We start from the raw sequence: 14,256 nt of genomic DNA, 5'->3' as shown, positions 1-14,256 counted from the left end.
TGAAAGTGAAATAAAAATTGTTAAAATTTTTAAGATTGATTACAATTTATACAACATGTTTTTGTAATTTTATCAACTATAAACAAATTAACTCAAACGATTAACTATTGATTAAAATGAAAATGAAACTCTTGAATGTAAAAGGGTGGAGCAAGTCAAGTCTTGTAGTTGCTTGTTTCATGCTTTCTTTTTCTGTTTTTGCCCAGGTGAGCGGGGTTATTACGGATAAATCGACTGGTGATCCATTGATCGGTGCTTCGGTATTGATCAAAGGCACTGCTACAGGGACCATTACGGATGTAGATGGTTCTTACAGTATAGCCGCAAAGGCAGGGGATGTATTACAAGTATCGTACACTGGATTTAACAATATGGAAGTTACCGTAGGCAATGATGCGGTATTAAATATAACCATGGATGAAGGTGTTCAGATCGATGAGATCGTTGTGACTGGATATTCTTCCCAAAAGAAAAAAGACTTCAGTGGAGCGGTTTCTATCGTCAAAGCAGCCGAATTACGTGCTGTTCCATCTGGTAACGTAGAACAACAATTACAAGGTCGTGTTTCAGGGGTGACAGTAGTGACCAATGGCCAACCGGGTACCACCAGTATGATCAGGGTAAGGGGATTCGGCGCCTTAGGTGGAAACGAGCCTCTTTATGTCGTGGATGGGGTTCCGGTCGGATCTACGGACTTCTTAAACCCGGATGATATCGAGTCGACCACAGTGCTAAAAGATGCTGCATCTGCCTCTATTTATGGTGCTCGTGCTGCCAATGGTGTCATCGTCTACACTACAAAAAAAGGAAGACAAGGTAGTAATAAGGTCAATATCACCTATGATGGCGTTTTTGGTCTTACTGATCCAAACGTTGCAGGTGCTCCAAAAATGCTGAGTCCACAACAACAGGCAGATTGGACCCATATAGCTTATAGGAATAACGCTGCAGCAAATAACGTTGAAGTGAAGTACAACCATCCTCAATATGGTACTTCAGCCCAGGCTACACTGCCGGATTATCTTCATGCCAATGGGCAGAATGGTGTCCGTGGAAGTGTAGATTTAGCAGCCATACAGGCAGCTCACGAAGCCAGTCCAAGTACTGTATTTTTAATCAAACCCAATTTAGCTGGTACTGACTGGTATGATGCTATCACCCGAACAGGCGCTTTGATGCGACATACCCTTGGGTTCCAGGGAGGTGGTGAGAATGCCAAGTTTTATGTATCACTTGGTATGCAAGATCAAAAAGGCATCTTATTGGAAAATGCATTCAAAAGATATTCATTGAGGGTTAATACCGAATTCAATTTAACTAAAAAATTAAGGTTTGGACAAACTTTGCAATTCACCTATAGGTCTGTCCTCGGTCAACAGGGCGATGCTGGAGGACAGGGCGTTGCTGATGATGAATCTCAAGTACTATCTGCTTACCGTATGCCTACCGTAATCCCGGTATTTGATGAATTAGGCAATTATGCGAGCACTAAAGCTGCTGGATTTAACAATCCTCGAAATCCTGTACGATCCTTAGTTCTAAACAACAAAGATGATCGCAACTATAATGCAGGTGGTTTTGGTAATCTATACCTTGAATTTGATCCTATCAAAAATCTGGTCCTTCGTTCCAGTATTGGAGGTAATTATTTTAGTTCTTTCTTTAAGAATTACAATTACTTATATCTGGGTGATTCTGAGCCTGAAGCAAGCAATACCTTCAGTGAAGGTAGTTCTAATGGTTTCGGATGGGTCAATACCAATACCGCTGCTTATAACTTCAAATTGGGCAACCATGGTATTACCGCTCTGGCAGGTGCTGAATTCCTCAACACCGGGGCCGGAAGATTTATCAATGGTTCTGGATTAAACCCTTTCTCAACTGATCTGGATTATGTCAATTTAAATGTGGTACAGAGCCCACAGGTAAATAGTGGTTTATTTAGTGGTGTCAATTTCGAATCTTATTTTGCTAAGGTTGATTACAATTTTGCGGATAAATATTATTTGTCTGGAACTTTGCGAAGAGACGGCGCATCAAGATTTGGTATCAATAGCCGATATGGTACTTTCCCCGCAGTAGCTGCTGCATGGAGGGTCAGTGGTGAAAACTTTTTAAGAGCCAATGATTTCATCACTGACCTCAAATTGAGAGCTGGGTGGGGTCAAATGGGTAACTCAAACAACGTGGATCCAGCCAACCAATATTCTTTATTTGCAGCTTCCAGAGGCAATTCTTATTATCCTATTTCCGGTCAAAATAGCGGGGTAGATGAAGGATATTATAGATCAAGAATTGGTAATCCTGATGCCAAATGGGAGACAAGTACTACGCTTAATTTTGGATTTGATGCTACACTCTTAAATGGCAAGTTTGAAATCGTAGCTGATCTTTGGAGAAAAAATACTGAAGACTTGCTTTATACCGTACCTCTTCCTGGAGTGGTTGGGGTATTGGCTTCTGCGCCAGCAGTCAATATCGCCAGTATGAAGAATGCAGGTCTTGATTTCCTGGTTGTCAATCGGGGAAAGTTAAGTTCTACTGTTAACTATGAAGTGAGCTGGACGAGTTCTTTCCTTCATAACGAAATCACTGCATTGGCACCCGGAATTGATTTTTTTACCGGATCTGGCTACAGAGGTATCAGTCCTATCAGAAATGCAGTTGGCCAACCCATATCTTCCTTCTTTGGATATAATGTTTTAGGATATTTCAAAGATGCTGCTGATGTAGCCAATTCACCTGAACAATCCGGCAAAGGAATAGGCAGGTTTAAGTACGAGGATACTAATGGAGATGGTAAAATAGATCCAGCAGACCGTACTTTTATAGGAAATCCTGTTCCAAAGTATACGGGAGGTCTGACATTTACTGTAGACTTTAAAAACTTTTCAGCAAGTACTTATTTGTATACCTCCATTGGGAATAAGATTTTCAATATGTCTAAATGGTTTACAGACTTCTTTGGATCATTTGAAGGCTCTGGAAAAGGAATCAGAGCTCTGGAATCCTGGACCCCTGCTCTTGGAGACAACGCTAAAGCGCCTATATGGGAGTCTGCATCTAATATCAGTACCAATGCTGGAGAAAACTCCTGGTATGTGGAAGACGGATCTTATCTGAGAATGCAATATTTGTCGTTGGGATACACCTTGCCAAAAAGTCTAGTTAAACCATTGGGATTCTCCAATGCAAGAGTTAGCATCGCTGGTACTAATTTATTTACGATTACTAAGTATGAAGGACTCGATCCTGGAGTAGGTGGAGCTGTTGATACCAATTTTGGTATTGATGTTGGAAACTATCCGGTGACCAGAGGATTTACGTTAGGTATCAATGTTGGATTTTAATTCTTTAAAAAATTTCATTTAAAAAAAATTGTAATGAAAATTAATACGTTTAAACAAAAATTGATGGCTTGCATATTTGCAGTCTCAATTTTTACATTTTCGTGCAAAGATAATTTTCTCGAGGTTCCTCCTACAGGATCATTGTCTAATGCACAGTTGGCTACAAAGGCAGGGGTAGAAGGTGCTTTGATAGGTGCTTACTCTATGCTTACTGCCAGAGGTTTTTCCAGATATGCTGCCCCAAACAATTGGGTATTTGGCAACATACTTGGTGGTGATGCCAATAAAGGCACTGACCCGGGCGATTATTCTTCTATCAATACGGTCCAGCGATATGAAACTGAGCCTACCCAGGGTGATATGAATAGCGCATGGCAAGCGAAATATGAAGGTATCTCCAGAGCCAATGTTGTCTTGAGACTTGCTGCAGAAGCCAAAGATATTCCTGCTGCTGACCTCAAAAGGATACAGGCCGAAGCCAGATTTTTAAGAGGAAATTTCTATTTTGACCTTAAAAAAATATGGAACAGTGCGCCTTATATCGATGAAACTATCGATTATGGCACGGGAATAGAGAAAGTACCTAATACACCAGCATTTTGGGACAAAATTGAGGCAGATTTTAAATCAGCTTTTGACAATTTGCCCGAGACTCAAGCACAGGCTGGTCGTGCAAATAAATGGGCTGCAGGGGCTTATTTAGCAAAAGCATATCTTTTCCAGAAAAAATGGGCAGAAGCTAAAGCTTTATTTGACCAGGTCATAGCGAATGGTAAAACCACGAATGGTAAAAAATATGGGTTGGTCAGTAAATTTAATCAGATTTATAATGCAGCCAATGACAATCATGAAGAGTCTGTATTTTCCGTACAAACAGCTATGAATACAGGAAATGTCAATAATTCCAACTGGTTTGATGACTTGAATTATCCTTATAATACAGGTGTAGATGGTCCGGGTAACTGCTGTGGATTCAATCAACCTAGTTTTGATGCAGCTAATTCATTCAGAACAGATGCCAATGGATTACCATTGTTAGATGGCAGTTATAACAGTGCTGCCAATGCTTTGAAGAACGATTATAATGTCGAGTCTTCTGCACCTTTTACTCCAGACGCAGGACCTGTAGATCCAAGACTGGATCATTCCATTGGTCGAAGGGGCATCCCTTATCTTGACTGGATAGCTCATCCTGGTAAAAACTGGATTAGAAACCAACCCTATGCTGGTCCTTATTCTCCAAAAAAATATGTGTATTATAAGTCACAGGAGAATACACTTACAGATGGAAGCTCCTGGACTCGTGGTTATGCTACTATGAACTATACAGTGATCAGGTTTGGAGATGTGCTCCTTATGGCTGCAGAAGCTGAAGCAGAGCTTGGCAATCTTGAAAAAGCCAGAGCTTATGTCAACCAGATTCGGGCAAGAGCTGCTGATCCAAGCAGCTGGGTCAAAAATCCTGATGGATCTAATGCAGCTAATTATGTCATAGGTTTATACAATACACCCTGGACTGACAAAACTGCCGCCATCAATGCTGTTAGATTTGAAAGAAGATTGGAGCTTTCACAGGAAGGCCACAGATTTTTTGATTTGGTCAGATGGGGTATCGCAGCAGATGTGTTAAACAAATATTTGGCTAATGAAGCTGTACTCCTGACTACTAAGTTTGGCGGTGCTAAGTTTGTAGCGGGTAAGAGTGAATTTCTGCCCATTCCACAGTCTCAAATTGATATTCAAGGGGCTGATGTTTTAAAACAAAACCCTGGCTATTAATTAAATAAGGCTTTTAATCATACAATTTTGTTTAGTCCACTGAAGACTTTTCTTCAGTGGATTTTTTTTTAGGGTATTACTAGGAGGGGTATTAGCTTTATACTTTAATTATGAAACTTTTTTATATCCTTTCTTTAGTGATGATGGTGCTTGTGTCATGCAGTAAGGATGACCCTTTGTTTACGAATATAAATCCTTCATTTTCAGGTATTTCATTTGCTAATAATGTCACAGAATATGATTCATTTAATATACTGAATACGGAATTTATCTATAATGGAGCAGGGGTAGCCATCGGTGATCTCAACGGGGACGGACTGGAAGATTTGTATTTTACTGGCAACCAGGTGGAAAACAAATGTTACTTAAACCTGGGAGGTCTGAAATTTAAAGATATTACTGCAGAATCAGGCACCCAAAAATATCCTGGACAATGGTCTTCAGGAGTAAATATCATCGACCTCAACGGGGACGGAAAAAAAGATATCTATGTCTGCAATACTTTGATAAAAAATGCCTCGCTAAGAAGAAACCTGTTGTTTATCAATCAAGGCAATGAAAACGGAATTCCTAAGTTTTTGGAGTCCGCTGAGGCCTATGGTGTGGATGATACCTCCCATTCATCTCATGCTCAGTTTTTCGATTTTGACAGAGATGGAGATCTGGATTTATTTATTGGCACCAATTTTATTGACCGTAAAGTGCCTGGTGTTTTTGTGAAAGACTTAAATGACGATTGTGATATGAACTGTGACAAATTGTATCGCAACGATTGGGACTCTATCCACCAACACCCTTACTTTGTAGATATATCCTCTGCAGCTGGAATGTCTTTTCACGGATATAGTCATAGTACCCTGATCAATGATTTTAATGAAGATGGTTGGCAGGATATCTATGTGGCCAATGATTACCTCAGTGATGACCTCATTTATATCAATAATCAAGATGGTACTTTCACCAACAAAGTGGGTAATATATTCAGACATCAGTCTTCCTCTGCTATGGGGAGTGATCTTGGAGATATCAATAATGATGGCCAGATGGAGTTGATGACTGTGGAGATGTTGCCTTTCACCAATCTTAGAAAAAAGACCTTAATTGGGCCAGGCAACTATGCTTCCTACTTATATATAAAGGAGTATGGATACCAGTACCAGTACACGCGTAATACCCTTCAACTCAATGAAGGGTTGAATGCTACCAACCATCTTCCTGTGTATGACGAAATAAGTTTCCTCAGTGGGGTGCATGAGACCGAATGGAGTTGGGCTCCTTTATTTGCAGACTTTGATCTGGACGGCTACGAAGACTTATATGTGACGAACGGTTTTCCCAAGGATGTGACGGATCATGATTTCGGCGAATATCGGGCCATGGCTGACAATTTATTGAGTGATATGGATCTTCAAGCGGTCATCCCACAGGTCAAAGTGTCCAATTTTTTGTTTCACAATAACCGGGATCTCACTTTTTCTGATGTCTCTGAGCCAACTGGGGTGCATATCAAATCTTTTTCCAATGGAGCAGCATACGGTGATCTGGACAATGATGGCGACTTAGACCTGGTCGTGCAAAATATTGATGATGTGCCATTTTTGTTTAAGAATAATACCAAAGAACATACAAGTAAAAAGGACAGTTTACATTTTGTGACTATTCAATTGAAAGGAGGCCCATTTAATTCAGATGCTTTTGGTGCAAAAGTTCAGGTTTTTGAAGGACCTTCTATTCAAACAAGGTATATCCTAAGTGGAAGAGGATATCTGTCCCAATCTTCCAATCGATTGCAGTTTGGTTTAAAGGATGGGCGGATCATTGATTCAGTAAAAGTGTATTGGCCGGAGGGGACTATCAATGTCTACCGGACTCCTTCTCTTTCAACGCCAATCATCTTGTCTCCGCTGAGCCGGCAGCAAGAAATTCAAAATGCAGCGCAGGATTATAATGGTAAGGTATTTCAGTCGATTAGCCCCTCATCGATTGGCTTGAATTATGTACACCAGGAAAAAGATTTTATCGATTTCAATATTCAAAAAACATTGCCGCATAAAATGTCCCAGCAAGGAGTACCAATGTGTACGGGGGATCTGAATGGAGATGGACTGGAAGATATCATCATAGGAGGTAGTGCGCACCACCAGGCATCCATGTATTTTCAAAATAAACTGGGAATATTTGATTCACAGTATGTCGACCTCAAAAGCCCGGACGAACTCCAGATCGAAGATGCTGCTATGGCGACCTTTGATGCTGATGGAGATGGTGATCTCGACCTTATGATCGCAGGTGGATCTTATGAAAATCTGACGGCTGGCAAATCGGCTTATGTGGTTCGATTTTACAAAAACGACGGGCATGGTCACTTTGAGCGAGATACCTCTGCTATACCGGCTAGTGCCAATACCTGTGCTTCCACGCTTAGAGTTGCAGACATAGACCTTGATGGAGATCTGGATATTTTTATCGGTGGCTACGTATTGCCCGGGACTTACCCCAAAGCGGATAAATCTTTTATTTTGCTCAACGAATCTACTAAAGGACATATTAAATTTAAAAATGCTACTGGAGAATGGAAATTGCCGGAGCCGGGAATGATTTGTGATGGGTTGTTTTCGGATTTTGACAACGACGGCTTGCCCGATCTCATCCTGGCCGTGGAGTGGGGGCCCATTACAGTTTTAAAAAACACCGGTACCGAATTTCAAAAAGTCATGGATCCTGTATTGGACTCCAATCCTGGTTGGTGGACGAGCCTGACCTCAGGTGATATTGATAATGATGGAGACATAGATTATATCGTGGGCAATTATGGCCAGAACACTTACTTCAAATGTAATTCGAAGGAGCCGATCACGATTTATGCCAAAGACTTTGATCAAAATGGTAGCCTGGATCCTTTTATTTCTTGCTATTGGAGAGATACTAACGGCATCAAAAGAGAATATTTTTACCATGGCAGGGATGAAATGATCAAACAATTACTCACGATTAGGAGAAAATTTCAGACTTATACTTCTTATGGACTGGCTACGGTAGACCAGGTATTTTCAAAGAAAGAATTAGAGGGAGCGCTGATTTTAAAAGCAAATAATTTTAATTCTGTGCTGGCAAGAAATGATGGTAAAGGCCATTTTTTGATCGAAAACCTTCCCCGTGAAGCACAAATGGCACCTTTATATGGCATGCAAGCACTGGATTTGAATGATGACGAATACCTGGATCTTGTCATCAGTGGCAACGACTACGGTATTGAACTCATCCAGGGTAGAGCGGACGCAATGCAAGGATTGGTTTTATTAAATGACAAGCATGGAGATTTTATACCGGTTTCATTTCAGCTAAGTGGTTATTTCATCTCTGGAGATGCCAAATCTTTGGTGTCCATTCATAATCCTTCTGGGGAAAATATATTTTTACAAATGATTAATCTCGACTCATTGGCTGTCCATAAAACCACTCATAAGACCACCCTTTTCTACCCAAATGACAATGAATATTCAGGAATCATGACCTTCCAACATGGTCTTTCCCGGAAAATTGAATTTTATTCCGGTACTTCGTATAAGAGTCAGTCCAGAGCTGGAATTTCTTTATCAGCCCGATCAACTCAATTACAAGTAAGAAATGCAATCTCCAAATCAGTAAGAACCATCAATTAATTAAGTATTTTTGACCTTAGAATCATGGATCGAGGCCGAATCATACTCAAACATCCCCGCTTTACCCTGACTTTACGACGATTGGTGTATAGGCTGATCGAAAACTATGATGATTTTAAGGATACCTGCATCATCGGCATTCAACCCAGGGGAGTGGAGCTATCTGACAGGATCTTTACGCTGATCACGGAACTGTTACCAAGACATCAAGCCAAATATGGTAAATTGGATATTACATTTTATCGCGATGATTTTAGGCTACGTAAAGCGCTGAAAGCCAATGAGACAGAGATGGATTTTGTAGTGGAAGATAAAAGGGTCATCTTGATAGACGATGTACTGTATACAGGTCGTACGATTCAGGCTGCACTCACTGCTTTAAATCATTTTGGCAGACCGAGCAATGTAGAACTCCTCGTACTCATTGATCGCAGATTTAATCGTGAAGTACCCATCAGTCCAGACTATGTTGGTTATACGGTTGATGCAGTAGATGAAGCCCACGTGGTGGTAGATTGGGATTTGAATCCTGAGAAAAGCGAAGTGAGATTGTATAAAAAAAAATTGGTTGATTGATCATGAGTGATAAAGCGCAGTTGACTACAAGACACCTGTTGGGTATCAAGTATATATCGACTGCCGATATTGAATTGATTTTTGATACTGCTGACGAATTTAAGGATGTCATCAACAGGCCGATTAAAAGGGTACCAACCTTACGGGATGTCACCATCGCCAATATATTTTTTGAAAACTCAACCCGTACGCGTATATCCTTTGAGTTGGCGGAGAAAAGGCTTTCAGCAGATGTGATCAATTTTTCTTCTTCCTCTTCATCTGTAAGCAAAGGGGAGACCCTGCTCGATACTGTCAATAATATTCTGTCCATGAAAGTGGATATGGTCGTCATCAGACACCCTGCGGCCGGAGTCCCAATATATCTATCCAAAAGAGTAAAGGCCAACATCATCAATGCAGGAGATGGCACCCACGAACATCCGACACAGGCATTACTGGATGCTTACTCGCTTAAAAGCAAACTTGGCTCATTGAAAGGTAAAAAAATAGTTATTGTAGGAGATATACTCCATTCAAGGGTCGCTTTGAGTAATATATTTTGTTTGAATAAACTTGGAGCCAAAGTGAGAGTCTGTGGACCACCTACTTTGATACCAAAACATATAGCCTCATTGGGAGTGGAAGTAAGTCACGATGTTGAAGCGTGTCTCCGATGGTGTGATGCGGCCAATGTATTGCGGATTCAGCTGGAGCGCCAGGAGATTCCTTATTTACCAAGTTTGCGTGAATATGCACAATATTATGGCATCAATGCGGCCATGCTGAATAGGATTGAAAAACCGATCACTATTATGCATCCCGGGCCTATCAACAGAGGAGTAGAATTGTCTTCTGATGCAGCTGATTCGAAGCAAAGTATTATATTAGAACAAGTAGAAAATGGAGTAGCGATCAGAATGGCGGTACTCTATTTACTGGCCAATAGAAATTAATCGTATAAGAATATAAGCATGGAAGTAACAGATTTTCAAAAGGAAGTAGTAGACAGAAGCTTTGAGGTGCCAGTCGTCGTCGACTTCTGGGCACCCTGGTGTGGCCCTTGTCGGGCGCTAGGGCCAGTCATTGAAGCCCTGGCTGCCGAGGCCAATGGATTGTGGGAGCTGGCTAAATTAAATACCGATAAACATCAGGATATAGCAGAGGCACTAAACATCATGAGCATTCCGGCTGTAAAAATGATTTTCCAGGGGAAGATCATTGCTGAGTTCGTAGGTGCATTACCTAAACCTCAGATACAAAAATGGTTGCTTGAAAATTTGCCTGCTGCAGGTGATCAAGTGACGGATGGGGTAGAACAAGCTGATCAGGCTGCGGATGAAAAACTACCTGATCCTGATGAGATCCTGCCTCAGATCATCCAAGTGCCTGATCCTGAGTTTTTAATGTATCTCGAAGATTATCTTATTCAGAATCCGGATTCAGATAAAGCTAAAGTGTATCGTGCCAGCCATTTGGTGTTTTCAGACCCGGGAGAAGCTGAGTTACTGACCAATCATATTAAAGAAGGAAACCCTTATTTTGATTTGGTTCATGATATACGTACACTTTCGTCCTTTTTTAATACGGAGTTTGATCAATCCAAAGTGGGCCAGCTCTTGAATCAGGCCAGGGAAGATCTTGATTTTAGCAGGCAAGATGCTGCAGTAGATAAAATCATTCAGTCTATGCACATCGATAAATCCTATAAAGAGGAGATCGCGCGTAAAACAGGCATAGCTTTATTCCATATTTTTGGAAAAAATCATGCTGTTACAAAATCACAGAGGAAGTATTTTGATATGGCTATTTATTGATGAACCTAGAGATACTTAGATCACACTGCTTGGCGCTTCCTTTTGTAGAAGAGCGTTTTCCATTTGGTCCGGAAGTGTTGGTATTTATGATCAATAATAAGATGTTTGCATTGGTTAATTTGGTGGAAGAAAGATTAAGAGTCAATTTAAAATGTGATCCGGATTATGCCATCACCCTTCGAGATGAACATGAAGAGATCATCCCCGGGTGGCATATGAATAAAAAACATTGGATTACTGTATACCTTGACGGCTCATTAAAAATAGCGCTGGTCAAAGAGTTGATTTTAAACTCCTATGACCTGGTCAAACTCCAAATTAAAAAAACCAAAAAGCAAACCTAAAATTGCAAGTGGATGTGCTGATAGTGGGGCAGGGGCTTGCAGGTAGTTTGTTGGCCTCTGAGTTAGAAGATCAGCAAAAATCCTTTGTTCTTATAGATCAGTATTTACCAGGGGCAGCTTCGCTTCTGGCAGCAGGCATCATCAATCCAGTCACCGGCAGGAGGTATGTCAAATCCTGGAAGTATGACGAACTGGTACCCATCTTTATCAAAACATATGAAGACATTACATCCAAACTTGCTTGCCAAGTGCTTTTTGAACATGATATACTCCTGGGATTGTCTTCGATCAAAGAGGAAAATGATCTATTGAGTCAATCGCTTCGATATCAATATGAAGATTTGATCAGCCAGGCAGATGAAAAACGAAACTACCTCAGTGCTTCGATCAGATCAGTCTATAAGATCAAAGGATATCGACTTGATATCAAGACCATGCTTCATTCTTTGCGTTCGATATGGAAGCTTGCTGACAAGCTTATCGAAGAACAAATGATTTATACAGATTTGCGCCACACATCGAAAGGATGGGAATACCATGGTATCATAGCTCAGCATATCGTGTTTTGCGAAGGGGCAGCAGTGATTCACAATCCATATTTCAAAAATTTGCCAATCCTAGGCAACAAGGGTCAGTTACTTTTGATTGAAACACCCGAATTAGAATTGAATGCGACTTTTAAACACCATCTCGTGGTATCTGGCTATAAAAACAAACAATGGGTAGGGGCGACCTATGAATGGAAGTATAACAGCGTCTATCCCAGTGAAGAAGGCATGGCAGAACTTAGACAAAAACTATCTGAAATTCTGATTACACCATTCCGCATTGACGCTCATCACGCAGGTATCCGACCGACTACTGCCGATCGCAGACCTCTTATCGCCCTGCACCCTGAATTTAATACTATGTGGGCACTGAATGGTTTAGGCACGAAGGGGTCCTCATTGGCTCCATTTTTAATAAAAAAATTTATACCTCACCTATTTGGGCCTGATATGGATAATGAATTTGATGCGAAGAGATTAATTAAATAAATTAGACTAAATTAGGGACTTAATTTAATAACTATGATTAGGAAAATACTTTTGGGTTTATTGGCCATTTTGCTGGTCATTCAATTTTTCAGGCCTGCGAAAAACAATAGCAATGATCAACAATATCATATAAAGACATTATATCCTATGTCTGCTGACCTTACCAAACTAATGGAGGTAGCCTGTGATGATTGCCATTCTAACAATACAAGATATCCGTGGTATTCTAATTTTCAGCCATTGGCTTGGTGGTTAGATGATCACATCAAGGAAGGTACCCGGCATTTGAATTTTTCCAATTTGGCTAGCCGGCGAATTGCCCTGCAAAACAAAAAATTGGAAGAAGTCGTCGAAATGATAGAAGAAGGTGAAATGCCATTATACTCATATACTTTGACTCACAGCGATGCCCGGCTCACTGCAGACCAGAAAAAAATGATTACCGACTGGGCAAAGTCTGCATCAGATCATATAAAGGCAACGTACCCTGCGGATAGTTTAGTACTTCCTAAGCGACCCGCTCCAGCTAAATAGTAGATTTAACTTCTTGCAATTTTGAAGGTATTTTGGGATCCTTCAAATTGAGACTTGGGTAATAATTCAAAAAATTCATTTGGAATGAATTTTTTATACTACGGATAGATGAAGAAATTGAAAATTAATTTCTTGTTACGGTTAGTCCCGATATTAATGATGAATTAATTTTTTCATCAAAAAAAAATCACAATTAATTTATAGTCAATCGTCAGATCGTTCATAGAAATTCAAATGGAAGATCACAATAAAACCTTTATCACAAACAGGCCGCAACCCATTTGGGTATAAAAAAATACACTGAAGGCAAAGAATGTATTGCCTTGAAAAAGAATAAATTATTGTGTGGAGAAATGCCTAAGCCTGAGCAGTCAAAATATGGATGAAGGTCCTGTCTTGTCTTCCTTTTTTGAATTGAACAGTACCATCGACCAAAGCATGCAAAGTGAAATCTTTAGCTACACCCACATTAGTCCCTGGATGGAATCGGGTACCTCTTTGTCTTACAAGGATATTGCCAGCTCTTACCACCTCACCACCAAATTTTTTAACACCCAGGTATTTAGGATTGCTATCCCTTCCGTTTAATACTTTACCTTCCCCTTTCTTATGTGCCATGACTTAAAAATGTTTATGCGGTGATGGAATTAATTTGAATTTGGGTAAATTGTTGACGATGTCCTCTTTTGACTTTGTAACCTTTTCTTCTTTTCTTTTTGAACACGATTACTTTGTCTCCCTGGACATCATCAGCCAGGACAGTTGCATTGATAGAGCCACTCAAAGTCGGAGTACCGACTTCTACTGCACCATCGCGGTCGATCAAAAGAATTTGATCAAGGTGGATGGAGTCGCCTTTCTTTGCATCCAGCCGGTGGACAAAAAGCTTTTGGCCTTCTGACACTTTCATTTGTTGACCGGCAATAGTTACAATTGCATACATATTGCTATTTATTTTAAATTTTGGAAGCGCAAATATAGATGATTTATTATAATTTTTAGATTTTTTTAAAAACAAAGCCAAGAGAAGCGGCTGAACCAATCAAATACAAGAGTCAACGATGGCTATAGCTTATACTTATTTAAAAAAGGAGGATTTATTAATATCTAATTTGTTTTAAATCAATTGTTTATATAATATATGGTCGCTTATCTCCGATTTCATTTTAGTTTAGATG

11 protein-coding genes are annotated in these 14,256 nt (G+C 40.2%); 9 read left to right on the top strand and 2 right to left on the bottom strand.

The window, feature by feature from the left end; all coding sequences use genetic code 11:
* Positions 1-122: 122 nt before the first annotated feature.
* The 9 genes from IPJ09_06245 to IPJ09_06205 all read left to right on the top strand — a co-directional run bounded on the left by IPJ09_06245 (position 123) and on the right by IPJ09_06205 (position 13,078).
* A complete protein-coding gene (locus IPJ09_06245; GenBank protein ID MBK7371027.1) occupies positions 123-3,350 on the top strand; it encodes a TonB-dependent receptor in 3,228 nt (1,075 codons plus the stop codon).
* A 33-nt stretch (positions 3,351-3,383) separates the two neighbouring features.
* Positions 3,384-5,129, top strand: coding sequence for a RagB/SusD family nutrient uptake outer membrane protein (locus tag IPJ09_06240; GenBank protein ID MBK7371026.1), 1,746 nt, complete (start codon positions 3,384-3,386; stop codon positions 5,127-5,129).
* Between the two features lie 110 nt (positions 5,130-5,239).
* Positions 5,240-8,791: a CRTAC1 family protein gene (locus IPJ09_06235; protein ID MBK7371025.1), complete on the top strand. Its 3,552-nt coding sequence runs from the start codon at positions 5,240-5,242 to the stop codon at positions 8,789-8,791.
* 24 nt (positions 8,792-8,815) lie between these two features.
* On the top strand, positions 8,816-9,367 hold the full coding sequence (gene pyrR, locus IPJ09_06230; protein MBK7371024.1) for a bifunctional pyr operon transcriptional regulator/uracil phosphoribosyltransferase PyrR: 552 nt from the start codon (positions 8,816-8,818) through the stop codon (positions 9,365-9,367).
* Positions 9,368-9,369: 2 nt separating this feature from the next.
* Positions 9,370-10,302 (top strand): aspartate carbamoyltransferase catalytic subunit, encoded by a 933-nt coding sequence (locus IPJ09_06225; GenBank protein ID MBK7371023.1) that lies wholly within the window; start codon positions 9,370-9,372, stop codon positions 10,300-10,302.
* 18 nt (positions 10,303-10,320) lie between these two features.
* Positions 10,321-11,163, top strand: coding sequence for a tetratricopeptide repeat protein (locus tag IPJ09_06220; protein MBK7371022.1), 843 nt, complete (start codon positions 10,321-10,323; stop codon positions 11,161-11,163).
* Entirely contained in the window at positions 11,163-11,507 is a 345-nt protein-coding gene (locus tag IPJ09_06215) for an MmcQ/YjbR family DNA-binding protein (protein MBK7371021.1), read from the top strand. The genes IPJ09_06220 and IPJ09_06215 overlap by 1 nt, the downstream gene beginning before the upstream one ends.
* Positions 11,508-11,515: 8 nt before the next feature.
* The gene (locus IPJ09_06210) at positions 11,516-12,544 is read left to right on the top strand and encodes an FAD-binding oxidoreductase (GenBank protein ID MBK7371020.1); all 1,029 of its coding nucleotides are present in this window, start codon (positions 11,516-11,518) and stop codon (positions 12,542-12,544) included.
* A 33-nt stretch (positions 12,545-12,577) separates the two neighbouring features.
* Positions 12,578-13,078: a heme-binding domain-containing protein gene (locus tag IPJ09_06205; GenBank protein MBK7371019.1), complete on the top strand. Its 501-nt coding sequence runs from the start codon at positions 12,578-12,580 to the stop codon at positions 13,076-13,078.
* A 357-nt stretch (positions 13,079-13,435) separates the two neighbouring features.
* Here the strand turns inward: IPJ09_06205 and rpmA are convergent, their stop codons facing one another.
* Positions 13,436-13,696 carry a 50S ribosomal protein L27 gene (gene rpmA, locus IPJ09_06200; protein ID MBK7371018.1) on the bottom strand — a complete coding sequence of 87 codons (261 nt, stop codon included), beginning with the start codon at positions 13,694-13,696 and terminating at the stop codon, positions 13,436-13,438.
* Positions 13,697-13,709: 13 nt separating this feature from the next.
* Positions 13,710-14,021: a 50S ribosomal protein L21 gene (rplU, locus tag IPJ09_06195; GenBank protein ID MBK7371017.1), complete on the bottom strand. Its 312-nt coding sequence runs from the start codon at positions 14,019-14,021 to the stop codon at positions 13,710-13,712.
* Positions 14,022-14,256: the final 235 nt, after the last annotated feature.

The organism is Saprospiraceae bacterium, assembly GCA_016709995.1.
Taxonomy (GTDB): Bacteria; Bacteroidota; Bacteroidia; order Chitinophagales; family Saprospiraceae; genus JADJLQ01.
This window is presented reverse-complemented; position numbering and strand designations above follow the sequence as displayed.